Raw genomic sequence first — 22816 nt, forward strand, 5'->3', positions numbered from 1 at the left:
CCAATGGTTGCGTCGTTCACGATCAAGCTCGCTGTGTTGGAAACCGCTCCAAACGTGAAAGTCACGTTCAAATTGAAAGTTCAGGCATAAAAGAACCCGCGCCAGCCGTGCCAGCGCGGGTTCCCCAAATCAGAATTTCGAATGCTTGGGAAGCGCTGGTCTTAAGCGACAGCGCTTTCAAAAGCGTTCGGCGTTGTGTTCTTCAGATATTCGAGCGCCACCTTGGCCTTGGCGACCAGGGCTGCGAAAGCCTGCGGCTCATGGATGGCCATGTCCGACAGGATCTTGCGATCGATCTCGATGCCGGCCTTGTTGAGGCCGTCGATGAAGCGGCCATAGGTCAGGCCGTGCTCATGCGTCGCCGCGTTGATGCGCTGGATCCACAGCGCGCGGAACGAGCGCTTGCGGTTCTTGCGATCGCGGTAGGCGTACTGCAGCGACTTTTCCACCGCCTGCTTGGCGATGCGGATGGTGTTCTTGCGGCGGCCGTAGAAGCCCTTGGCGGCTTTCAGGACCTTCTTGTGCTTGGCGTGCGAGGTGACGCCTCTCTTTACGCGTGCCATGTCATGATCTCCTTAAACGCTGTCCAGACCGAATGCCTTAGAGGCCGTTCGGCAGAAAATTCTTGATGACCTTCTTGCCATCCGGTTCAGCCAGAACCATCGTGCCGCGGGCATTTCGAATGAACTTGTTGGAACGCTTGATCATGCCGTGACGCTTGCCGGCCGCAGCCGACAGGACTTTACCCGTACCTGTGATCTTGAACCGCTTCTTGGCGGCCGATTTGGTCTTCATCTTGGGCATTTTGCTACTCCGTTTCTATGAGGTCCCTGTCGTGCCTCCGGCACTCCACGCCTCTTGTTTTGTTCGCTTCGGGCCGACCAAAGCCCGAAAAGCAAATGAAACCGCCACGGCATGCCCTGCCGGGCGGTTTTCTTGAACGGCGGTCCTATACGTCAAAGAAGGCCCGTGCGCAACACCCGACACATTCACTCGCCATCGCTATCGCTTCAGTTTCTCTTCCGAGTGTTGGCGCTGCCCTCATTGCCCTGCCGGGCATTTCTTCCCGTATAGTGACGGGGAGAAAGAGCTGGCCGCACCCCTTGGCGCTATTCCTGACAACGCCGGCGATTGGCGAAACCATCGATGAGAGCCCCCTCTCCCCGTTCACTATACGGGGAGAGAATGCCGGCAGGCAGGTGAGGGGCAGCGCCGACATCGGTGACAGTAGTCCCGGGTCGTGACAATTCTGCTCGCTGACCGCGATAGAGACCGAACTGCCCTACAGATCAGGGAAGCGTGAACCACACCGGCAGCATGCCCGACTGCTGGGCACCGTCGATCAGTTCGAAGGCCGGCAGTGCGACCAGGAACACCAGCCCATCCAGCAGCGTGGTGAGCAGCAGACGCGGCTTGAAGCTGCCTGTTTCGCCTTCCTGGTAGAGCGAAAGCTTAGGGAAGAAGCGCGGCACCCTCTCCAGATAGGCCTGGTACGGTGCGCCGAGCGCCTCCTTCAGAAACCTCTCCTCGCGCAGGATGACGATATGGAAGGCACCCGCGCACAGAACCGCGAACAGGATGACGCCGGAGAACGAGCCGATCTGCGCACCGACGCCGGCCGCAGCCACGGTCGAGAACACATAGAGCGGATTGCGGGTGATCGAATAGGGCCCGCCCGTGACCACCTCGGAAGATTTGCGTCCGCCTATATACAGCGTCGCCCAGAGGCGACCGACGATGCCGAGGAAAATCAGGAGCACGCCGAACATTTCGATCGATTCATGCACCGGCGTGTCGGGCGGGAAGGTCGACTGACCAAACAGCAGCGCCAGAAACAGCACCACCACCAGCACGGCAAGCACCAGCCTGCGCATCTGCTGGTAGTTGCCCAGCCCGTATTTCGGTTCATTGGCCAAGGGAGGTATCCGATCGTCGAGGAGCCTATCGCCTGCCGCCCAAAAAATGAACTCGGTTTTGGGAGAACGACAGGCATAAAAACAAAGCCGGCGATCGCGGCTGTGGCCAAGAAACAGGCGTCCCGCCGATCGTCAGGACGCCTGTAGCACAATTCAGGCGAATTTGGAGCGCGACGGCCACGCCTAACCTTAACGTGCTCTGAGCCGGGTTCCGCAAAGTGTCGCATGGTGCGGTGAGGACCTGCGACGACCAAAGAAACCTGAGCAGACGACGCCGGCGAAGCGAGCGGTGTCTGCTTAGCGCGGCGCCAGCACCATCATCATCTGGCGGCCTTCGAGCTTTGGTTCCGCCTCGACCTTGGCGATGGTCGCGACTTCCTCGCGCACCTTGTTCAGGAGCTGCATGCCGAGTTCCATATGCGCCATCTCGCGGCCGCGGAAGCGCAGCGTCAGCTTGACCTTGTCGCCTTCCTCGAAGAAGCGGCGAACCGCCTTCATCTTGGTCTCGTAATCATGGCTGTCGATGTTCGGGCGCATCTTGATCTCCTTGATCTCGATGACCTTCTGATTCTTGCGCGCCTCGGCCGCCTTCTTCTGGTTGGCGTATTTCAACTTGCCGAGATCGAGAATCTTTACGACGGGCGGCTGTGCGTTGGGCGATATTTCGACGAGATCGAGCCCTGCCTCTTCGGCGAGCAGCAATGCGTCGTTGATGGAAACGTCGCCACGGTTCTGGCCTTCGGCGTCGATAAGCTGGACCCGGGGAACCCGGATGTCACGGTTGGAGCGCGGGCCATCCTTGGTGGGCGCCGCTGCTTTGAAAGGTCTGCGAATGGTCGTGGTCTCCTTGGCCGTTTCGTTCAGGGTTCGTACAAAACTGTATGTGGACGCGCCAATGTGGGAAGCGCGCGGGCGGAGTCAATAGCACAGCGTTCTCAGGAAATCACCTGATCAAGAGCCTGTACCAAGCAAAGAAGCATCGCGAGCACTTTCCGCCTCGCCTCTGGCTGTGCCAAAAGACCGGAGCCCAGACACCGGGCCAGTCAACCAGGACCGATCGATAGCCCATGACCGCCACCGCCCCCACTTTTCTGGACGTCGATGGATCGCGCATCGCGGTCCGCCATACATCCGGCGCCACACCGGGCATCGTCTGGCTCGGCGGCTACAAGTCCGACATGCTGGGCACGAAGGCTGAGATGCTGGCCGACTGGACGGCGAGGGAAGGCCGCGCGTTCTTGCGCCATGACTATTCGGGCCATGGCGAATCCGGCGGCGCTTTTGCCGACGGCACGATTTCGAAATGGCTGTCGCAAAGCCTTGCCGTGTTCCGGCATTTCACCAAGGGCACCCAGATTCTGGTCGGCTCGTCGATGGGCGCCTGGATCGCGCTGCGCATGGTGCAGGAACTGCGCAAGGCCGGCGACACAAATGTCGTCGGCCTGGTGCTCTTGGCGCCGGCGCCGGATTTTACCAGTGAGCTGGTCGAGCCGGTGCTGACCAAGGCGCAGAAACGCGACCTCGCCGAAAAAGGTTTCTTCGCCGAGCCGTCGGACTATTCCACGGAGGCCTACATCTACACCAGGGCCCTGATCGAGGACGGGCGCGACAACCGGGTGATGACCGGGCCGATCGACACGCATTGCCCGGTCCATATCCTGCAGGGCCTTGCCGATCCCGACGTGCCGTCGAGCCATGCGTTGAGACTGGTCGGGCTGCTGCCGGCCGACGATGTCACGCTGTCGCTCATTCCCGACGGCGACCATCGCCTGTCGCGGCCGCAGGATCTCGACATGCTGGTCCGGGCGGTGGGTGACATAGCCGGACGAGGCAAATGACGATGCGCCTTTCCATCCCGGTCTCCGCCTTCGTCGCGGCAATCGTCGGCTTCGGCGGCACGCTGGCCATCGTCATTGCCGCCGCCAAGGCGGTCGGCGCGACGCAGGTTCAGACGGCGAGCTGGGTGACGACCATTTGCCTCGCCATGGCGATCGAAAGCCTGTGGCTGTCGTGGCGCACGAAAATGCCTGTGATCACCGCATGGTCGACGCCAGGCCTGGCGCTGTTGGCGGCATCGAGCGGCTTTTCGATCGGCGAGGCCGTCGCCGCCTTCATCGTCACCGGCATCCTGTTGATCGCCACCGGCCTGTTCCGGCCGTTGACGCAGCTGATCTCCAGGATACCGCCCTCGGTCGCTTCCGGAATGCTGGCTGGCATCGTCGTCACCTTCGCCCTCAACGCGGTCAAGACTGTTCCTGCCGATCCGTGGCTGATCCTGCCGTTGATCGCGGCCTTTTTTATCATCCGCCTGTTCAACCCGGCGCTATCGGTATTGGCGGTGCTGATCGGCGGCGGGCTCGCTGCTTTTCTCACTGGCCGTGTCGGCGGCCTGCCCACCCCCGAATTGTCGACGCTGACGCTGATCGCACCTGATTTCACCGTCAAGGCGATGATAGGTCTGGCACTGCCGCTCTACCTTGTCACCATGGCCTCGCAGAACCTGTCCGGCCTCGCCGTGCTGCGCGCAGCCGGCTACCATCCCGAACCTGGTCCGCTGATCGGCGTCACCGGTCTGTTTTCGCTTCTGTCGGCGCCGTTCGGCGGTTCGACCACCAATCTGGCCGCGATCTCGGCGGCGATCTGCACCGGGCCGGATGTCCATCCCGACCCCGCCGAGCGCTGGAAGACCGGCCCGTTCTACGCGCTTGCCTATCTCATCTTCGCGATCTTCGGCGCATCGCTGGTGGCGATCTTCGCCGTCCTGCCGCAAAGCCTGATCGTGTTGGTGGCGGGTCTCGCGCTGATGGCCTCGCTCGCCAACGCGCTGGCGATCGCGCTCAAGGATGAGGGCGAGCGCATGGCCGCCACCGTCACCTTTGCCGTCACCGCTTCCGGGCTGACATTGTTTGGCGTCGGTGCTGCTTTCTGGGGGCTGATCGCGGGGCTGACCGTGCTTTTCCTCGATATACTCAAAAAGCGGCAATCATTTCAGAAGCTTGTCCGGTTTTAGCGGACATTATCTTGAATCGCCGTTTTTGCCTTCCCATTTCGATTCCACGCAGCCGGTCCTGGCTGTCTCCAACCGAAGGAATGGGAGAAAATGAACACATCTGCATTGATCCGCCCGGCCTGGACGCCGGCAACCATCGCGTTGATGGTGATCGGCTTCATGGTGTTCTGGCCGCTCGGCTTCGCCATGCTCGCCTACATCATCTGGGGCGACCGGCTTGAAGGCTTCAAGCGTGACGTCAACCGCGCGACCGACGGCATCTTCGCCGGTTGCCGCCGCGGCTCCGACAAGGCCGCGCGCTGGGGCAATGGCTCCGCCCGCACCGGCAATGTCGCCTTCGACGACTGGCGCGAAAAGGAGCTTGAGCGCCTCGCCGAGGAACGCCGCAAACTCGACGACATGCTGACCGAGTTCGACGATTATGCCCGCGAATTGCGTCGTGCCAAGGATCAGGACGAGTTCGATCGCTTCATGGCGAACCGCAACAAGTCGACTGCTCCGACCAAGGCCGACCCGAGCGCCGGAACGTCGACCGCCAAGCGTGGCAAGGGCTCGAACCTGCTCGACGACTGAAGCCGCGCGACAGGCTGAGGTATGACGACGGCGTCGCGCAAGCGGCGCCGTTTCTTTTTTGTTCTATTCGTTTTTCCCGAATCGCGTATCGTCCCGCCATGACCCTCGGATTCTTTCGCAATCTGACAAAGCCTAAGCCCACGCCCGTCGTCGAGCGTGAATATTGCGTCGCCGGCCGCACATTGCCGCTCAAGATCGTCGAGAGTGCCAGGGCGCGGCGTCTGACGCTGCGCATCGATTCCGGTGGCCAGGGCCTGCGCATCACCGTGCCGCCTGGCCTGCGCCGTGGCGAGGTGGAGCGGTTCCTCGACCGCCATCAGGACTGGCTGGAGCAGCGGCTGGCCAAGGTGCCGACGCGGCCTCAGGTACGGCCCGGCATCAAGATCCCAGTTCGGGGCGTGCCACACCGCATCGTCCATGAACCGTCAAAGCGCGGCACCGTCACCGTGTCGCGCGACGAACGCGGCCCGCTGCTGATCGTGCATGGCGAGCGTGTGCACCTGCCGCGCCGTGTCGCCGATTTCTTGAAGCGCGAAGCCAAGAAGGAGATCGAAAAGCTGGTGGTCAGGCACACCGAGGCGCTTGGCAAGCGCGCCAAGGCGATCCGCTACAAGGACACGTCAAGCCGCTGGGGCTCCTGCACCTCGGAAGGCAATCTGTCCTTCTCCTGGCGTATCATGATGGCGCCATCACCGGTGATAAACTACCTCGTCGCGCATGAGGTGGCGCATCTCAAGGAGATGAACCACGGCCCGAAATTCTGGAAACTATGCGAAAAGCTCTGCCCCGAAACAGACCGCTGCAAGGACTGGCTGAAGCGCAATGGCGGCGCCCTGCAGGCGATCGTGTTCGAGTAGGGCGGCACGACGACAGTAGAGCCATAAAGTCGTTCTGCGGTGATCCTTCCCACCCCCCTCTGTCCTGCCGGACATCTCCCCCGCAAGGGGGGAGATTGGCAGCTTCGTCGACGGCGCTTTCCTTCGACGTCGAACATTGGCGAGACCGAGGCGACATCTGATCTCCCCTTTGCGGGGGAGATGGCCGGCAGGCCAGAGGGGGTGCTGTCCCGCCAGCCTTGTTCGGGTGTTTACTCTATTCTGGGCACCTCAATCGTCATTCGCCGCATTGAGCTCCTCCGGTCTCAGCCCCTCATTCCCATGATGCGGCCAGGGTAGAAAGTTCCGGTCGAAGGCGTCGCTGCCGAAATACTCCAGCGCGCGGTGTGCTTCGGCGCCGTTGAAGGCGGCCTTGTCCATGAGATGCGCGATGACGTCACGCGCCTGTGCGATCTTCTGCTTTAGTTCGGCAACGGTTGGGTCGGTTGTATCGGTCATGGTCGTTCTCCCGCCCGGCATGCTGTTCATCAACGTGCCCTCCATCAATAGGTAGCGCCTTTGGCCTTGCCGGCAAACAGCATGCTTTTTCTCGACTCTTATCGCTTTTCGTGCCAATTCCCGCGCCATGGCGCTCGACATCAAGATCTGCGGTTTGAAGACCGACCAGGCCATGGCCGCGGCCCTGGCCGGCGGCGCCAGCCATGTCGGCTTTATTTTCTTCGCCAAAAGCCCTCGCTATGTCGAGCCGGCTGAAGCCGGTCGCCTGCGCGAAGCGGCGCGCGGCAAGGCTTTGGCGGTCGCCGTCACGGTCGATGCCAGCGACGCCTTCCTGGACGAGATCGTCAAGGCGATGCAGCCCGATATGCTGCAGTTGCACGGCTCGGAAACACCCGGACGGGTGGCCGAACTGAAGGCCCGCCATCGCCTGCCCGTGATGAAGGCGCTGCCGCTCAGCGAGGCTGCCGACCTCGACCGGATCAAGCCGCTCATCGGCGTTGCCGACCGCTTCCTGTTCGACGCCAAGCCGCCTAGGGGCTCCGAGCTGCCGGGCGGCAATGGTGTGGCCTTCGACTGGCGCATTCTCGCCGGCCTTGACGCAGGCGTCGATTACATGCTTTCCGGTGGGCTCAACGCCGCCAATATCGGCGATGCCCTTCGGCTTGCAAACCCGCCCGGAATAGACATTTCCTCGGGCGTGGAAAGCGCGCCGGGTGTCAAGGATCCGGGGCTGATCGAACAGTTTTTCCGGGCCGTCCGGGCAGCACGCGACGACCGCGCCGCCTGACCGGCTCAAACCAGAGCATGTCCCGGAAAAGTGGAACCGGTTTTCCGACAAGGACATGCTCAGAGACCAGATAAGCAGCATGCCCCGGAAAAGTGGAGCCGGTTTTCCGACAAGGACATGCTCAAACAAAGATGCAGGAGATCGGCGATGAACAAGCCGGCGACACCCAATTCCTTCCGCACCGGACCCGACGAGCAGGGCATGTTCGGCATTTTCGGCGGCCGTTTCGTCGCCGAAACGCTGATGCCGCTGATCCTCGATCTGGAAAAGAACTGGAACGAGGTCAAGAACGATCCGGATTTCAGGGCTGAGCTGACCGATCTTTCGACCCACTATGCCGGGCGGCCGTCGAAGCTTTATTTCGCTGAAGGGCTGACGAAACATCTTCGTGAGGTTTCCTCGGCGAAGGGGCTCGGGGGCGGCGCCAAAGTCTATTTCAAGCGTGAGGACCTGAACCACACCGGCTCGCACAAGATCAACAACTGCCTCGGCCAGATCCTGCTCGCCAAGCGCATGGGCAAGAAGCGCATCATCGCCGAGACCGGTGCCGGCCAGCATGGCGTGGCGTCCGCCACCGTCGCGGCCCGCTTCGGCTTTCCCTGCGTGGTCTATATGGGCGCCACCGACGTCGCCCGCCAAAGCCCCAATGTCTTCCGCATGAAGCTGCTTGGCGCCGAAGTGCGGCCGGTCACCGCTGGCCACGGCACGCTGAAGGACGCCATGAACGAAGCCCTGCGCGACTGGGTGACCAATGTCGAGGACACCTATTACCTGATCGGCACCGCGGCGGGCCCACATCCCTATCCGGAGCTGGTGCGCGACTTCCAGTCGGTGATCGGTTCGGAGGCGCGCGCGCAAATCCTCGAACAGGAAGGCCGGCTGCCGGACACAATCATTGCCGCCGTCGGCGGTGGCTCCAACGCCATCGGCTTGTTCCACCCCTTTCTTGATGATAAGAATGTGCGCATCATCGGCATCGAGGCCGGCGGGCGCGGTCTCGACGGCATCGAGCATTGCGCCTCGATGAATGCCGGCTCGCCCGGCGTGCTGCACGGCAACCGCACCTATCTCCTGCAGAATGCCGACGGCCAGATCATGGACGGCCATTCGATCTCGGCCGGTCTCGATTATCCCGGTGTCGGCCCTGAGCATTCCTGGCTGCGTGACTCCGGCCGCGTCGAATATGTGCCGATCCTCGATGACGAGGCGCTGGAAGCCTTCAAGTTGACCACGCGCGTCGAAGGCATCATTCCGGCGCTGGAATCCGCGCACGCCATCGCGCATGCGGTGAAGATCGTTCCCGCCATGGACAAGGACCAGATCGTCATCGTCAACCTTTCGGGCCGTGGCGACAAGGACGTGCACACGGTGGCCTCGATGCTGGGCATGGAGATCTGATCATGACGACCCGCATCGACCGCCGCATGGCGAAGCTGAAGACCGAAGGCCGCCCGGCGCTCGTCACCTATTTCATGGGCGGCGACCCGGACTACGACACCTCGCTGTCGATCATGAAGGCGCTGCCTGCGGCCGGCTCCGACATTATCGAGCTCGGCATGCCGTTTTCCGATCCGATGGCCGACGGCCCGGCGATCCAGGCGGCGGGCCTGCGCGCGCTGAAAGGCGGCCAGACGCTGGTCAAGACGCTGAAGATGGCGGCGGAGTTCCGCGCAGGCGACAATGAAACGCCGATCGTGCTGATGGGTTACTACAACCCGATCTACATTTACGGCGTCGACCGTTTCCTGAAAGACGCGCTGGCCAGCGGCATCGACGGACTGATCGTCGTCGACCTGCCTCCCGAGATGGACGAGGAGCTTTGCATTCCGGCGCTGAAGGCGGGCATCAACTTCATCCGCCTGGCGACGCCGACCACCGACGACAAGCGGCTGCCCAAGGTGCTGCAGAACACATCCGGCTTCGTCTACTACGTCTCTATGACCGGTATCACCGGCTCGGCGCTGGCCGATACCGGTAAGGTGGCCGCCGCCGTCAAGCGCATCAAGACCCATACCGTGCTGCCGGTCTGCGTCGGCTTCGGCGTCAAGACCGCCGAGCAGGCGCGCGTGATCGGCGCCAATGCCGATGGCGTCGTCGTCGGCACCGCGATCGTCAATGCGGTGGCCAATATGCTGGGGCCGAAGGGTGAAAAGACCGCCGATCCGGCCGAGGCCGTCGCCACGCTGGTCAGCGGCCTTGCACAAGGCGTGCGTTCGGCCCGCCTTGCTGCCGCCGAATAGTTCTCCTACCTCTGGTTTTGTGCATGCCGATATCCCAAAACCGGTTCCCACTTTTGGGCGGCATGCATTAACAACTCTTCGTCAGGACAGGAGCCGAAGCGATGAACTGGATCACCAATTACGTTCGCCCGAAGATCAATTCGATGCTCGGCCGGCGCACCGACATGCCCGAGAATCTCTGGATCAAGGATCCCGAGACCGGCGAGATGGTGTTCCACAAGGATCTGGAATCCAACCAGTTCGTCATCCCGTCCTCCGGCCATCATATGAAGATCTCGGCCAAGGAGCGGCTGAAATACTTCCTCGACGACGGCAAGTACGAGCAGCTCGAGAACCCGAAGGTCGTGCAGGATCCGCTGAAGTTCCGCGACGAGAAGCGCTACACCGACCGGCTGAAGGACGCCAAGGCCAAGACCGGCCTGGAAGATGCGATCGTCAACGCGCTCGGCACCATCGACGGCCTGCCGGTGGTGGTGACGGTGCAGGATTTCGCCTTCATGGGCGGCTCGCTCGGCATGGCGGCGGGCGATGCCATCGTGCACGCTTTCGAGGTCGCCCTGCAGCGCAGGCGGCCGCTGATCCTGTTCGCTGCTTCGGGCGGCGCCCGTATGCAGGAAGGCATCCTGTCGCTGATGCAATTGCCGCGCACAACGGTCGGCGTCGACCGGCTGAAGGAAGCCGGCCTGCCCTATATCGTCGTGCTGACCAACCCGACCACCGGCGGCGTCACCGCCTCCTACGCCATGCTGGGCGATGTGCACATCGCCGAGCCCGGCGCGCTGATCGGCTTTGCCGGGCCGCGCGTCATCGAACAGACCATCCGTGAAAAACTGCCGGACGGCTTCCAGCGCTCCGAATATCTGATGGAGCACGGCATGGTCGACATGGTGGTGTCGCGGCTTGAGCTGCGCGAGACGATCGCCCGCCTGCTCAAGATGCTGCTCAAGATGCCGGAGGCGGAAAAGCCGCTGGAACCGGAAATCTTGCCGCCAGCTGTGGTTGCCGGCGAATCCAGGCCGCAGGCCTGACGCGACACCAGCCGCCGCGAACAACGATTGCGCCGTGTCCATGGCGCGCTGTAGCCTTTTGATTGCCGTGGTCATTGCGGGAGCGATTCTGGCTCTCGGGCCGTGCGCAAGGATTCTGACATGACGACGCTCGCCGCCGACCGCGAAATCGAAGCCCTGATGGCGCTTCACCCGAAAGGCTTCGACCTTTCGCTCGACCGCATCACGCGGCTTTTGGAGCGGCTGGGCAATCCGCAGGACTTGCTGCCGCCGGTCATTCATATCGCCGGCACCAACGGCAAGGGTTCGTGCGCGGCCTTCTCGCGGGCGCTTCTGGAAGCGTCCGGACGCCTTGTGCACGTGCACACGTCGCCGCATCTGGTCAGTTGGCACGAGCGCTATCGGCTTGCCGCCGAAGGCGGTGGCAGGCTGGTCGACGATGATGTTTTCGCCGAGGCCATTGCCCGCGTCGCCAAGGCCAATGAAGGCCAGAAAATCACCGTCTTCGAGATACTCACCGCCGTCACCTTCATCCTGTTTTCGGAGCATCCCGCCGAAGCCGCCATCATCGAGGTCGGTCTCGGCGGCCGCTTCGATGCCACCAATGTCATCGCCAAGCCGGCCGTGTCGGTGATCATGCCGGTGTCTATGGACCACGAGGCCTATCTCGGCGACCGTGTCGAACTGATCGCGGCTGAAAAGGCCGGCATCATGAAACGCGGCTGCCCCGTGGTGATCGGTGCGCAGGAAAGCGAAACGGCGCTGCAGGTGTTGATCGAAACCGCCGAGCGGCTGGAATGCCCAACCTTCGTCTACGGCCAGGATTTCCTGGCCTTCGAGGAAAACGGCCGCATGGTCTACCAGGACGAGGACGGACTGATGGACCTGCCGCCGCCGCGGCTGCCAGGTCGTCACCAATTCGCCAATGCGGCCGCGGCGATCGCCGCGGTCAAGGCCGCCGGCTTCGAGATCGGCCACCGCGCCGCCGAGAAGGCGATGACCAGTGTAGCCTGGCCCGGCCGCATGCAGAAACTTGTGCAGGGCCGGCTGGCGGAGCTGGCGCCCAAGGGCGCCGACATCTGGCTCGATGGCGGCCACAATCCGGGCGCCGGCGTGGTCGTTGCCGAAGCCTTGGCCGAGCAGGAAGAAAAGAACCCGCGCCCGCTCTTCCTCATCTCGGGCATGATCAACACCAAGGACCAGAGCGGCTATTTCCGCGCCTTCAAAGGCCTGGTCCGGCATGTCTACACCGTGCCGGTGAGCATGAGCGACGCCGGCGTGCCGAACGACGAACTGGCGATCCGCGCCACGGAAGCCGGGTTGTCGGCAGAGCCGGTCAGTTCCGTCGCCAGCGCGCTGATGCTGCTGCGCGACACCTGGGACGGTCCGCCGCCGCGCATCCTGATCGGCGGCTCGCTTTACCTCGCCGGTGCGGTGCTGGCCGAAAACGGCACGCCCCCGACCTGAGGTGCTGCCTCTCACGGTTCGGCGCGCGTGGCGGAAGTCTGTCCTCCTTCGACGTTAAGCCGACCTGTCCAGGAGGCCGCTCAGAAATCCCACGGTGAGATCAGTTCAAGGCTCGTGGCCCCGAAGTCGTTGAGATTGCGCGTTGCCAGCCGACCACCGTTTACGCGGGCGATTGCTGCAATCATTCCGTCGGGAGCCGACATGCCGCGGCCTTTCCTCCTGGCCGTTTCCATGATCTCGCCATAAGCCAAGGCAGCCTCCTCGGTCAGTCCAAAAATGCGATCCGCAAATCGATGGCGCCATTGAGAAAGGCCATGCTCCAACCGATCGGCACGCTCATCAGGTCGTATTTTTTGGATGCCGAACGCGATTTCGGCAATCGTCACCGTGGGAAGGGCCAGTTCCGCATCATGGCGGACAAGCCAAGCCAGTACGGCTTCGTCTGGTGCCTTCTTGAGAGTCTCCGAAATCACGTCGGTATCGAGGAAAATCAAAGCTCGGGCCCTGTATGAACCTGGCGGCCTTCGCGGATGACTTCCTCCAGATCAATGTCGGCACCGCTGCTTGCAGTCAGACGAGCATAGAAGGCGGACGCGGGTTCTCGGCCCGCTTCCCGTATCTCGTAGGATTCAAGCGCGCGTTCGACCACATCGGCTATCGAGCGGTTCTCCCGGCGAGCAAGGCGATGAGCCAGATCGCGTGCTTTTGCACTGCGCACTGACAGTTGTGGTTCAGCCATTTCAAACTCCCGTTTGAAAGATATATACACCAATTCGTCGAGACGCCGGTTACTTCAGCTCGATCTCGATAAAAGCGTATTCGCCCTCATTGGCGTTGATGACGTCGTGCTCGACACCCTCCTTGCGGAAATAGGGCGCGCCCTTCTTCATCTCGGCGAAGGATTCGCCGTCCTTGGTCAATAGTTTCACCTTGCCGTCCATCAGCGGCACGACGACATAGTCGTGGCCATGGCGGTGCCAACCGGTGTTGTCACCGGGCTGGAAGCGGTATTCGGTGACGATGACGCGCTCATTATCGATGAATACGGTGGCCTTGGCGGATCCGGTCATTTTTCTCTCCCTGCTTCTGCTTACAACAGAAGGCATTGGAAAGCCCTTGTGTGAGGGCCAGAGCAGTTCACCGATGACGCCAACAAAAAGCCCGGCGCGAGGCCGGGCTTATCAATCCGATTTTTAGGAAACTCAGGCGAGATTGCCGTTGATCCAGTGCGACAGCGCGGTCTTGGGCGCGGCACCGACCTTCATGTCAGCCACTTCGCCGCCCTTGAAGATCATCAGTGTCGGGATCGAGCGCACGCCGAACTGCGCGGCAAGCTCGGGATTCTCGTCAATGTTCAGCTTGGCGACCTTCACTTTCGCCCCGAGTTCAGTGGCGATGTCTTCGAGCGCCGGCGCGATCATCTTGCACGGGCCGCACCATTCCGCCCAGAAATCGACCACGACGGGCTCCTTGGCGTTGAGCACATCGGCCTGGAAATTGTTCTTGTCGACCTTGACGGTGGCACCCATGCGGAAAAATCCTTTCGAGAGTTCTTTGTCGCACCCAAATGTGGTGGTTGTCGCGCCCTTCTTCAAGCAGGTCTTGTGTCACGCTCCCGTGAGTCGGGCAAGGGCGTCATCCATGGCTCGGGCCGGCAGTTCGATCAGCCTTGGCGCCTCGGTAAACAGCAGGGCCGCCTTGACCTCCCGCCCGGGATAAAGCGGCTGCAGCAGGGCGCGATAGAGCGCGAGCTGCAGCAGATAGGCCGGCGGGACTTCGGCGAGAGAGGCGGGTGCGGGCCGGTTGGTCTTGTAGTCGACGATCGAGACCGTGTCCGCGGTGACCGCCAAACGGTCGATCTTGCCCGAAATGGAGCGCTTTTTTCCCCTTACCTCCAGGCTGCCCATGATTGCGACCTCGGCTCGAGAGGATGGCGCGAACAACTGGCCGAGGCGAGGATCGGAAAGTATGGCGATGACCGACGTCAGCGCCTTCTTCCGCTCTGACGCAGGCCAGTCAGTACCGACGCGCACCAGATAGCGGTCCGCCGCTCGCTCCCGTTCGTCCTCGGCCATGCCGGGCAACATCTGGAGCAGCTTGTGCAGCGCAAGCCCGCGCAGCACGGCAAAGCCGGGCTCCGCATCGGCGTCCAGCACCGGCGAAGCCTTGTCGACCACCGCCTCCTTGCCTTCATCGATCAGCGCCGACGCGCCGGATGGCGACAGCGGGCGCGGAAGGTCCTCGAAGGGCGGCAAGGGCCGGAACAAGGTCGCCGGCAGCGGGCCGAAAGCATCGGCCTGCCGCGACTGCTCACCGGAGCTCGGCGCGACCGGTGGCAGATTGGTGACATGAAAACGATGCACCGGCTCGCCGGTGGCGGGATGCGCACGCTGTTCGCTCTCGGGCGCGCCGATCAGCGCGCGGCTGACGATCGAATGCCAGGTGCCGGCATTCGGTGCCCGCTTGCCGTGATAGCCACAGACGATCAGCCGGTCCTCGGCGCGGGTCATGCCGACATAGAGCAACCGGCGATACTCGTCGTCGGCGAGTTCCCTTGCTCGCGCCGCCGCCGTTTTCGAAAAGCCGTTGGCGACATCGCTGGCCGAACGCCAGAGATAGCCCTTGCCGTTCCAGTGCATGCCAGAGCCGTCGAAAGGCATCAGGCGTGGCAAATGCTGATCGCTGAACGGGGCGGAGCCGCCATCGACCAGGAACACGACGGGTGCTTCCAGACCCTTGGCGGCGTGCACGGTCATGACGCGGACCTCGTCGCGGGTCTGGTCCATCTCACGCTTGATCTCGGGCCCGGCATTTTCCAGCGTCGACAGGAAGGCTTCCAGCCCAGGCAGGCCGGTCCGCTCCTCGGCAAGGCAGAAACTCAGGAATTCATCGAGAATATCGCCGGCTCCCGGCCCGAGCCGGGCGATCATCTTCCGGCGCACGCCATCGCGTGCCAGCAGGCCGGCATAGAACTCGAACACCGGCTTGAAGGCGGCTTCGCTGGCCCAGCCATCGAGTTGGGCGACGACCGCTGCCAAGGGCTCGCTTTGTTCGGCTTGCTGGCGCAGCGACGCCGCCAGCGACAGGCCGGGCGGCCTCTGCGCGGCGAGCGTGAAAAGCGCCTCCTCCGGCAGGTCGAAGATCGGACTGCGCAGGATTGCGGCCAGCGACAAATCGTCCTGCGGCTGGATCAGGAGATGGCCGAGCGCGATCAGGTCCTTGACCGCGATATGTCCGGGCAGGCTCAGCCGGTCGGCGCCAGCAACCGGAATGTCGCGGCGTTTGAGCGCCCGCGTCAGTGCGTGGACGAAACTGTCGCGCTTGCGCACCAGCACCAGCACGTCGCCGGGCCGCAGCCGCTTGCCGCGGCCTTCGATGATCTCGCCGCTGCCGATCCAGCCGGCGATGGTGGCCGCGACATTCTCGGCAACGCGTACCGCCGGCGCATGGGCATGGTCGATGGCCTGCGTCCAGTCGTCGGGCTCATCGACGATATCGGCGCCAATCGACGGCCACACCTCGACATAGCCCGGCGCATCGGTGCGGATGGCCTTGTGGCTCAGCGGATCGGGATCGTGGCTGATGCCGCGCCGAACGACAGGATCGGCAAAGACGCGGTCGACAGCGGTCAGCACGTCGTCGGTCGAGCGGAACGACCAGGTCAGCTTGAGGTCGGCGAACGACGCCTCCGCATCGCGCACCCGGCTGGCGAACAACAACCGGCTGTCGGCGAAGGAGTCGGGCGCCGCACCCTGGAAGGAATAGATCGACTGTTTCTCGTCGCCGACGGCAAACACCGTGCGATGGATCCTGTCGCGCGCCCCGAAGCCGGCAAAGAATTCCTCGGCCAGCCGCTTCACCACCTCCCACTGATCCGGACTGGTGTCCTGCGCCTCGTCGAGCAGGATGTGGTCGATGCCCTGATCGAGCTTATACTGCACCCAGGGGCCTGCATCGGGCCGTGCCAACAGGTTGACCGTCCGGGTGATCAGGTCGTTGAAGTCGAGAAAGCCGCGCCCACGCTTCAGCACTTCGTAGCGGGCGATCAGCCAGTCGGCAATGGTGAGTGCCGCGCGCGTGCCTTCCAGCATCCGGAACAGCGCCAGCCGGTCGACGGTTTCGATAACGGCGCCCGATGCCGAGCGATAGCGCTCGGCCAGGTCCGGCAACCGGTCGGTCAGCGCTTTCTTGAAGGCCTTTGCCGGATCGTAGGGATCGCCATCCGTCTTGAGGAACGCTCTGGCAAGCAGTTGAAGACGGCGAACGGGATCACCCTCCGCGAAGGCCTGTCGTGCATAGGGCAGGATGTTGTTCAGCACCGATCTGGCGTCAGTGGATTCGGCGGCCTGGACAAAGCCGGCAAAATAGTCGGGCAGGAAGCCCGGTAGCGGCCACACCGAGGCCGCTATGCCCTCGGCGGTCTGGCCGGGGCGGAAACGGAATTCATCGAACAGGGGCTGGAAGCCGTCAAGCCCGACCGCATCGAGGAAAGGCCGCAGCCCGTCCCGCTTGCGCACGATCTCGCCGAGCAGGGCATCTAGGCCGGCTTCACCGCCACGTTCCAGCACGGTGGCGAAGGCGTCGGCCAGGTCCCTGTCGCCGGCGGCCGAAATCATCTCGCGGCGCGCGGTGGCGAAGAGCGATGCCTCCATCTGGCTGTCGAGCATTTCGAAATGGGCCGGGATGTTGGCTTCCAGTGGAAACTGGTGGAGCACGGATTCGCAGAAGGCGTGGATGGTCTGGATCTTCAGTCCGCCGGGCGTCTCCAGCGCTTCGGCGAACAGGCGCCGCGCGCGGCGCATGGTGTCGCGGTGGGGCCGGCGCCCCTCCAGCGCCTCGATCTTCACCGCCAGTTCGGCGTCGCCGAGCGCCGTCCAGTCGGACAGCGTGGAAAAGACCCGGTTCGACATGTTGGCGGCGGCTGCGCGCGTATAGGTCAGGCACAGGATCCTCGACGGGTCGGTGCCGTTGAGCAGCAGCCGTATGACGCGCTGGGCCAGAACATGGGTCTTGCCCGAGCCGGCATTGGCCGACACCCAGGCGGAATTACCGGGATCGGCGGCGCGGGATTGGCTTGAAGCGGTGTCGCTCGGGACGGGATAGGCCTTCTTCATGCCTCCCCTCCCTCGTCACCGGCATCGCCGCCGGCCGACCATTCGAGCACGCGGGCGAGATGGTCGTAGTCGCCATCCGTCTCGCCTTCGCGAAACGGCAGCGCGCGCGACAGATAGCCGGTCTCCGGCTTGGCATAATGGATCAGCAACTTCTCCAGCCGCGCCCAGGCCTCTTCGGCAAGATCGGTCGCGGTCCGCGGCTGGCGGTTGTGCTCGAGGATGGACTCCTCGAACACCTCGCCATTCGGCTTCAGCCGCACGAAGGCCAGCTGAGAAGGCTCACGCGCGCCCAAATCCCTGAAGGCGCCGCGCCGCAGCAGTGCGCCTTCCAGCGCCAGTTGTGGGGCCAGCAGCGTGTGCGCCTGCGCCTTGGATGGCGAGGAGCCGGTCTTGTAATCCAGTATGTCGGCCATGCCGCCGGCCAGCAGATCGACACGATCGGCGTAGCCGGACAGCGTCACGCCGGACTGGCCGACGACGGTCTTGCCGGCTCGCTCCTCGGCATGACGCCGGATTACCGCATCGGCCCGGGTGCGCTCCCACTCGATGATGTTGGCGGCGAGCTTCTCGAAGCGCGGCCACCACACCGCCTCGACATCGGCTGGAAGCGCTGCCTCGGCAAAGCACGCGCGGCCGGCGGCAATGAGGCTGGCGAGCGCGTCGGACGCGCGCGGATCGGCCACGCGCGACGAGAACAGATGCAGGATGGCGTGGAACAGTGTGCCGCGCTCGGCCGCACCGGGATCGCGGATGAGCGGATCGAGCGGCATCAGGCCGAGGATCCGCCTTGCATAGACGGCGTAAGGATCGCGGCGCAGGGTTTCGATCTCGGTGACCGAGAAATGGGTTGGGCGCACCGGCAGTGGCGGCTTCGGCTGTGGTCGCGGCGCGAAATCCAGCTTCGGGCCGGTATCGAGCGCGCGCGCCCAGGCGAGCAATTCGTCGCCACGCCGGCGCAGTGCTGCTGCGTGCTCGTTGCCGATGAAGGTCAGCAGCCGCTGCAGCCAGCGCGATGGCACGGCGGGCGCGTCGCCGGCGCGGGCCGAGCGTGCCAGCACCACTTTCTTAGCGCCCATGGCCATCTGGAAATCATGCGCGGCGAGGCCGATGCGCCGTTCCGGCGGTTCGAGATCGATGCCGGTTTTCATCAGCCGCGACATGAAGCGGTCGCTCTCGGGTTTGCGGGGCCAAACGCCTTCGTTGAGGCCGCCGATGACGATCGTGTCGATATCCTGCAGCCGCGCCTCCAGCGCGCCCCAGATGGCGATGTTCCTGTCGGTACCCTGCGCCGGCTTGACCGTCTCGGGCGCGATCAGCGCGTCCATGACATCGGGCCATTCGCTGGCGGCAAAGGCCAGCGATGCCGACGCCGACACAAGCCCGCGCAGCAGTTCAGCGAGCTTGTCGCCGGCATCGCCGGCGTAGAGGTCACCAAGGCCGCCATCGGCGGTGCGGCCGAGATTTTCCAGAGTCTCGACGCTCGCCCGGACCAGCGCGGCAAGATCGGCATCCGGCTGACCACGAAACACCGAAAGCGGTGCCAGCGCTTCTGCCAGCCGCGCGAGGAGGGTTCGCGCATTCTCGATGGAGCGGACGGTGAGACGGGCAAACCAGAAGGGCGGGCGGCTATCATCGCCGAGTCCCGTGAGGCGGGCCTCGAACAGCTCCGGCAGCGAGGCAATGTCGGGGCGGCCGGTGCCGCCGCGCAGTGCCACCAGTTCGACCAGTTCCGCCGCATGCCGCACATTGGCGCGTTCGAGCCCGAGGCCGAGCAGCGGGTGCTTGAGCAGCGACAGCAGGCCGACCGGGTCGCCAGGCCGGAACACTGCCTCGAGCATCAGCCGGAGCAGGCTGGCCGCGGGCGTGTTGGCAAGCGGGGTGCCGCCGGAATCGTCGGCGACGACGCCGAAGCGTTTGAGCTCGACCGAGACGCGCCGCGCCAGCGCACGGTCGCCGGTGACGAGAGCCGCCCTTTGGCCCGGTACCTCGACCGCCTGCTTGAGCGCGACGGCGATGGCGATAGCTTCGTCGCGTTCGCTGGCCGCTTCGAGCAGCGTCACGTCGGCAAAGGCGCCGGCAATATCGGCTGCCGAAAACCCGTTGCGGGTCTCGGCCCACAATTCGGTGGTCTCGGCCGGCCGCAGTGCCTCGCCGACGAGGGCGGCGCGAAGCGCAAGCTGCGGCTCGGCCGTGCCGATCTCCTCGACATCCGAGCGCAGCACGCCGATCTTGCCGATCAGCCTGGCCAGGCCATATTGCGGATGGCCAAGCACGGCCGGGCGCGCGCCAGGGGCGACAAGCGCCTGGAAGGACGCTTCGTCCAGCGTCCGGTCGAGCCCGGGCAGCACGATGGCGCCGCCCGGCAAGCCAGCAATCGCGGCAAGCAATTCGGCCGTGGCAGGTATCGAGCCGGTGGACCCAGCGGCGATGACCGGCCCGGCCGGCGGATTGCGCCGCAGCCGCGCCGCCTCGGTGCGGATCAGCGCGCTGCGGTGCGCGGCCGGATTGGAGCGGTCGCTCTCTCTAAGAAACCTCGGCCAGGCATCGGTGACGATGCCGAGAAATTCGAGCGTCACCTGCCACCATCCGGCAAGGTTGCCGGTCACCAGGTCGGCGAGCTTGCTCCAGTCGGTGCCTTCCGTCTCGATCTCGTCCATCAATGCAGCGAGATCGCGCGCCAGCCAGATCGCATCGGCGGTCGAGGCCGGGATGACAATTTCCTCGGCGAAGAGGGCGGCGACGTGAGCGGGCAGCCTGCGTTTCCATGCCCGCACCAGCGGCGTCAGCAGCAACAGGCGCTCGGTCGCGGCGATCGGTGGCGCAAGATCGATTGCCGCCGACGGCTCGGCGTCGAACGCGGCCTCGTCCTCGTCGAACTCGCCGAGCGGACGAATGACCGGCAGGATCGCCGAACCGCCACCGCCGCGTGCTTTCAAGCTGTCGACGAAGACCCCACGTAGAGCCCGCGCGGCGCGGCGCGTCGGCACATAGATGGTGACATCGGCCAAGGCGAGCGGATCGCCATCGAAACGGAACCCCGGAACCAGCCGGCCGGCAAGCAGCGCCTCGGCCAGCGTCGGCAGAAACGGCGCTCCAGGGGGGATCGAGAAAACGCGGCTTGGGCCGCTCATTGCGGCTCGGTTAGCGCGTCGGCGACCGCTGCTTCGGCAAGCGGGATGGCATCGGGTGTGCCGACAGTGATCCAATGGCCGTGCATCGGCATGCCGAACAGGCGGTCGGCGGCAATGGCCTTGTCGAAATAGGCGTTGAGCGAATGCGGTTCGGTCGGCGCGTCCTTGAACAGGCGCGGATGAATGATCGCGGCGCCGGCATAGATCAGGCCTGCCGGATCGCCTTTTGAACGCCGCAACGCACCGTCCGGCGCCACCAGGAAATCGGTGCCGCCACAATGTCCTGTCGCCTGATGGAGGTCCGCCAGCATCAGCAGAATATCCATTTTCGCCGCGTCCCATGCAAGGGCGAGGCGGCCGAGATTGAGCGGGCCGTGGTCGATCCAGAATGTGTCGGCGTTGAGGAGGTAGAAGGGTTCTCCACCCAACTCTGGCAGCGCCTTGACGATGCCGCCGGCGGAATCGAGCAGCCGTTCGCTCTCGTCGGAAATGATGATCCGCGGCGCGCGGCGCGCGGCGACATGGGCGACGATCTGTTCGGGAAAATAATGGACGTTGACCACGGCCTTGACGACGCCGGCGGCGGCCAGGCTGTCGAGGCCCCAGTCAAGCAGCGTCTTGCCGGCGATCGTGACCAGCGGCTTGGGGATCGTGTCGGTGATCGGCCGCATGCGCTTGCCGAGCCCGGCGGCAAGTACGATGGCGGTGTCCGGTCTTGCTGTCACAGCGTTCGTTCCTCAAGCAGCCCATGCGTGTCGTAGAAATCCCGCAGGCTGGCGAGCGCGGGATGGGACATCGCCCTGCGCAGATAGTCGCGGATGCGCGGCAGGTGCCTGAGATAATAGGGTTTGCCGTCCCGCTTTTCGAGGCGCACGAAAATGCCGAGGATCTTGGAATTGCGCTGCGCGGCCATGATTGCATAGGCCTCCAGGAAACTCTCTTCGTCGAAGGCACCCTCTGCGTGGCGCGCTGCCACATAGGCGTCGAGCGTCTGCTTCTCGATCTCCGGCGAAATGGTGACGCGGGCGTCCATGGCGAGCGAGGCGACGTCATAGGCCGAAGGTCCGATCAACGCGTCCTGGAAATCGACGATGCCCAGCCGGTCATGGCCGGAGCGGTGGCCGCGCCAGATGATGTTGGGCGAATGGAAGTCGCGCAGCATCAGCGTGTATTCGCTGCCCTGCAACCGGTCGAAAAGCGCGTTCCATTCCCTGGTGTAACCCGTCCGCAGGTCGTCGCTGGCCGGGCCGCCCGATATCGCCGGCACATACCAGTCGACCAGCAGGTCGGCTTCGATCATCATGGCGTCACGGTCGAACGGCGGCACGTCGTGGAAGCGGTTCGGTGCCGCTTCAAGACGCCGCGGCCAGCTCTTGCCATGCATCATGGCCAGCAGTTCGGCCGCCGTTGCGTAGCGCGCGGCAACAGGCTCGCCCTCCTTGCCGAGAAAACCTTGCCTACCGAGATGTTCGAGCAGGAGGAAGCCCTGGTCCAGGTCCTCGGCAAGGATTTCGGGGACACTGACACCGCCGGCTTTCAAGGCGCGGTCGATGGCGACGAAAGCGGAGACCGACTGGGCGGTGTGGGCAATCACCGCATAGGGTTTGCCGTCACGCACCGGCGGGCCGAGCACCAGCCGTGGCGAATTCATCAGCACCTGTTCCCGACCGGCAAGTGTCACGATCTCATAGGAGCGGGCCGAGGCATCGCCGATGAAATGGCGGCGGTGGGCTTCGCCCCAGCCGGCGCTTTCCAGGAAACCGCGCATGGCCAGCGATCGCGCCGCGCGGTCGAAAGCCGCCCCTTGCCCCGACAGACGCGCCAGGCGGCCTTCGCCATGCTGGACGAGTTCGATCAGGACGGTCGTTTTCGGCAGTTCGCCTTCGGCCCGTTCCGGCCATTCGAGAAGGGCGGCACCTTGCGTCAGGGCTTCCTCGAAACCGAGTTCGTCGAGCTCGCGCGCCGACGACAGGCGGTAGAGGTCGAAATGATGGACCGGAATGCGCGTGTCGTAGCTCTGCACCAGCGTAAAGGTCGGGCTCGGCACGTCGAGGCCGGCATCGTCCGCCAACGTCCGGATCAGCGCCCGCGCCAGCGTTGACTTGCCGGCGCCGAGATCGCCCTTGAGCGCCAGCACGTCGCCCACGCGCAGTGCCAGCGCCAGATCCTCGCCCAGCCGCGCCGTCTGTATCTCGTCGGCGAGCAGACGCTCGAGCACCGGTTCCGTCATCGAACGC

General features: G+C 64.1%; 22 protein-coding genes. 9 read left to right on the plus strand and 13 right to left on the minus strand.

The window, feature by feature from the left end:
* Nucleotides 1-161: 161 nt before the first annotated feature.
* The 4 genes from rplT to infC all read right to left on the minus strand — a co-directional run bounded on the left by rplT (nt 162) and on the right by infC (nt 2750).
* Nucleotides 162-563, minus strand: coding sequence for a 50S ribosomal protein L20 (gene rplT, locus FJ958_RS16665; RefSeq protein ID WP_006201247.1), 402 nt, complete (start codon nt 561-563; stop codon nt 162-164).
* Nucleotides 564-600: 37 nt separating this feature from the next.
* The gene (gene rpmI, locus FJ958_RS16670; RefSeq protein ID WP_006201248.1) at nt 601-804 is read right to left on the minus strand and encodes a 50S ribosomal protein L35; all 204 of its coding nucleotides are present in this window, start codon (nt 802-804) and stop codon (nt 601-603) included.
* A gap of 485 nt (nt 805-1289) precedes the next feature.
* Nucleotides 1290-1916: an isoprenylcysteine carboxylmethyltransferase family protein gene (locus tag FJ958_RS16680; RefSeq protein WP_140744300.1), complete on the minus strand. Its 627-nt coding sequence runs from the start codon at nt 1914-1916 to the stop codon at nt 1290-1292.
* Nucleotides 1917-2213: 297 nt separating this feature from the next.
* The gene (gene infC / locus FJ958_RS16685) at nt 2214-2750 is read right to left on the minus strand and encodes a translation initiation factor IF-3 (protein ID WP_140491142.1); all 537 of its coding nucleotides are present in this window, start codon (nt 2748-2750) and stop codon (nt 2214-2216) included.
* 233 nt (nt 2751-2983) lie between these two features.
* On the opposite strand from infC, the gene FJ958_RS16690 reads away from it, so the two are divergent.
* From FJ958_RS16690 to FJ958_RS16705, 4 genes are all read left to right on the plus strand, one after another.
* The gene (locus FJ958_RS16690; RefSeq protein ID WP_140744301.1) at nt 2984-3754 is read left to right on the plus strand and encodes an alpha/beta hydrolase; all 771 of its coding nucleotides are present in this window, start codon (nt 2984-2986) and stop codon (nt 3752-3754) included.
* Between the two features lie 2 nt (nt 3755-3756).
* On the plus strand, nt 3757-4926 hold the full coding sequence (locus FJ958_RS16695; protein WP_140744389.1) for a benzoate/H(+) symporter BenE family transporter: 1170 nt from the start codon (nt 3757-3759) through the stop codon (nt 4924-4926).
* A 90-nt stretch (nt 4927-5016) separates the two neighbouring features.
* Nucleotides 5017-5499 carry a DUF2852 domain-containing protein gene (locus FJ958_RS16700; RefSeq protein WP_140606673.1) on the plus strand — a complete coding sequence of 161 codons (483 nt, stop codon included), beginning with the start codon at nt 5017-5019 and terminating at the stop codon, nt 5497-5499.
* 98 nt (nt 5500-5597) lie between these two features.
* The gene (locus tag FJ958_RS16705; RefSeq protein ID WP_140744302.1) at nt 5598-6356 is read left to right on the plus strand and encodes a M48 family metallopeptidase; all 759 of its coding nucleotides are present in this window, start codon (nt 5598-5600) and stop codon (nt 6354-6356) included.
* Nucleotides 6357-6605: 249 nt separating this feature from the next.
* Here FJ958_RS16705 and FJ958_RS16710 read toward each other — a convergent pair whose 3' ends face one another.
* Nucleotides 6606-6833, minus strand: coding sequence for a hypothetical protein (locus tag FJ958_RS16710; RefSeq protein ID WP_140744303.1), 228 nt, complete (start codon nt 6831-6833; stop codon nt 6606-6608).
* Nucleotides 6834-6960: 127 nt separating this feature from the next.
* On the opposite strand from FJ958_RS16710, the gene FJ958_RS16715 reads away from it, so the two are divergent.
* The 5 genes from FJ958_RS16715 to FJ958_RS16735 all read left to right on the plus strand — a co-directional run bounded on the left by FJ958_RS16715 (nt 6961) and on the right by FJ958_RS16735 (nt 12334).
* Nucleotides 6961-7620, plus strand: coding sequence for a phosphoribosylanthranilate isomerase (locus FJ958_RS16715; protein WP_140744304.1), 660 nt, complete (start codon nt 6961-6963; stop codon nt 7618-7620).
* Between the two features lie 147 nt (nt 7621-7767).
* The gene (trpB, locus tag FJ958_RS16720) at nt 7768-9018 is read left to right on the plus strand and encodes a tryptophan synthase subunit beta (protein WP_140744305.1); all 1251 of its coding nucleotides are present in this window, start codon (nt 7768-7770) and stop codon (nt 9016-9018) included.
* A gap of 2 nt (nt 9019-9020) precedes the next feature.
* Complete coding sequence (gene trpA, locus FJ958_RS16725) at nt 9021-9860, plus strand: tryptophan synthase subunit alpha (RefSeq protein ID WP_140744306.1); 840 nt, start codon at nt 9021-9023, stop codon at nt 9858-9860.
* 101 nt (nt 9861-9961) lie between these two features.
* Nucleotides 9962-10888 carry an acetyl-CoA carboxylase, carboxyltransferase subunit beta gene (accD, locus tag FJ958_RS16730; protein ID WP_140744307.1) on the plus strand — a complete coding sequence of 309 codons (927 nt, stop codon included), beginning with the start codon at nt 9962-9964 and terminating at the stop codon, nt 10886-10888.
* A gap of 120 nt (nt 10889-11008) precedes the next feature.
* On the plus strand, nt 11009-12334 hold the full coding sequence (locus tag FJ958_RS16735; RefSeq protein ID WP_140744308.1) for a folylpolyglutamate synthase/dihydrofolate synthase family protein: 1326 nt from the start codon (nt 11009-11011) through the stop codon (nt 12332-12334).
* Nucleotides 12335-12414: 80 nt separating this feature from the next.
* Here the strand turns inward: FJ958_RS16735 and FJ958_RS16740 are convergent, their stop codons facing one another.
* The 8 genes from FJ958_RS16740 to tsaE form a co-directional block, all read right to left on the minus strand.
* Nucleotides 12415-12828 (minus strand): type II toxin-antitoxin system VapC family toxin, encoded by a 414-nt coding sequence (locus FJ958_RS16740; RefSeq protein WP_140744309.1) that lies wholly within the window; start codon nt 12826-12828, stop codon nt 12415-12417.
* Nucleotides 12825-13073 (minus strand): type II toxin-antitoxin system VapB family antitoxin, encoded by a 249-nt coding sequence (locus FJ958_RS16745; RefSeq protein ID WP_140744310.1) that lies wholly within the window; start codon nt 13071-13073, stop codon nt 12825-12827. Before FJ958_RS16745 ends, FJ958_RS16740 begins: the two co-directional genes overlap by 4 nt.
* Nucleotides 13074-13122: 49 nt before the next feature.
* Nucleotides 13123-13404, minus strand: a complete 282-nt coding sequence (locus FJ958_RS16750) for a cupin domain-containing protein (protein ID WP_140606681.1) — start codon at nt 13402-13404, stop codon at nt 13123-13125.
* Between the two features lie 132 nt (nt 13405-13536).
* The gene (gene trxA / locus FJ958_RS16755; protein ID WP_140744311.1) at nt 13537-13863 is read right to left on the minus strand and encodes a thioredoxin; all 327 of its coding nucleotides are present in this window, start codon (nt 13861-13863) and stop codon (nt 13537-13539) included.
* A gap of 78 nt (nt 13864-13941) precedes the next feature.
* The gene (addA, locus tag FJ958_RS16760) at nt 13942-17448 is read right to left on the minus strand and encodes a double-strand break repair helicase AddA (RefSeq protein ID WP_140744312.1); all 3507 of its coding nucleotides are present in this window, start codon (nt 17446-17448) and stop codon (nt 13942-13944) included.
* Entirely contained in the window at nt 17445-20579 is a 3135-nt protein-coding gene (gene addB / locus FJ958_RS16765; RefSeq protein ID WP_140744313.1) for a double-strand break repair protein AddB, read from the minus strand. Before addB ends, addA begins: the two co-directional genes overlap by 4 nt.
* A complete protein-coding gene (locus FJ958_RS16770; protein WP_140744314.1) occupies nt 20576-21304 on the minus strand; it encodes a nucleotidyltransferase family protein in 729 nt (242 codons plus the stop codon). The genes addB and FJ958_RS16770 overlap by 4 nt, the downstream gene beginning before the upstream one ends.
* Nucleotides 21301-22809 (minus strand): tRNA (adenosine(37)-N6)-threonylcarbamoyltransferase complex ATPase subunit type 1 TsaE, encoded by a 1509-nt coding sequence (tsaE, locus tag FJ958_RS16775; RefSeq protein WP_140744315.1) that lies wholly within the window; start codon nt 22807-22809, stop codon nt 21301-21303. Before tsaE ends, FJ958_RS16770 begins: the two co-directional genes overlap by 4 nt.
* Nucleotides 22810-22816 lie beyond the last annotated feature (7 nt).

Origin of the sequence: Mesorhizobium sp. B2-3-5 (genome assembly GCF_006442395.1) — a bacterium.
Taxonomy (GTDB): domain Bacteria; phylum Pseudomonadota; class Alphaproteobacteria; order Rhizobiales; family Rhizobiaceae; genus Mesorhizobium.